This window comes from Streptomyces sp. 13-12-16 (genome assembly GCF_002114215.1).
In the GTDB taxonomy this organism is placed as follows: Bacteria; Actinomycetota; Actinomycetes; order Streptomycetales; family Streptomycetaceae; genus Streptomyces.
Genome location: NZ_NCTE01001448.1, coordinates 1 through 650 on the forward strand (window position 1 = coordinate 1; position 650 = coordinate 650).

The 650-nt window shown below is 77.2% G+C and carries 1 protein-coding gene and 1 pseudogene; both read right to left on the bottom strand.

Annotation, left to right across the window (positions count from 1 at the left end; translation table 11 throughout):
• A pseudogene (locus B7767_RS47100) lies at positions 1 to 380 on the bottom strand (ABC transporter permease); the annotation flags it as partial.
• The coding region (locus B7767_RS42345; RefSeq protein ID WP_143653002.1) for an ABC transporter permease subunit at positions 377 to 650 on the bottom strand (274 nt) is incomplete at its 5' end. The gene B7767_RS42345 and the pseudogene B7767_RS47100, both read right to left, overlap by 4 nt.

Below are 650 nucleotides of genomic sequence, written 5' to 3' on the forward strand. Positions count from 1 at the left end.
AGCGCCAGGACCAGGGCGGGAACGGCCAGCAGCAGGTCGCACAGGGCCCGTACGGTGCGGGCGGTACGGTCGCCCGACCACCCCGCGGCCAGGCCGAGACCCGCGCCGCAGACGACGGCGGCGAGCGCGGCGAGCAGGGACACGGTCAGGAGCTGGGTTCCCCCGGCCAGGACCCGGGACAGCACGTCGCGCCCCAGGGCGTCGGTGCCCAGCGGGTGCCGTCCGCCGGGCGGCGCCCAGGGTGCGGCGACCGTTCGCTCCGGCGGGTGCGGGGCGGCGTACCGTCCGAGCGGCACGCACACCAGCAGGGTGAGGGCCGCGGTCACGGACACCGAAGGACGTACGGTTCCGGGGAGGAACGGCAGAGGCGCTCCGGTCATGCGGTCCTCCCCGCCGTCGCCACCGACGGGCCGGGGTCCCCCGGCACCGTGGTGCGACGGGCGGCCAGGTCGGCCAGGAGCATGCCCAGCAGCAGGACGACGACCGGGAGGAGGGCCGCGGCCTGGATGACGGGGACGTCCCGCACCGCGACGGCGGACACCAGCAGCTGCCCGGTGCCCGGATAGCCGAACAGGCTCTCCGCCAGGGCGGTTCCCGCCACGAGACCGCCGGCCAGCAGGGCCGTCACCTGGAGCGCCGGCGCGTACAGG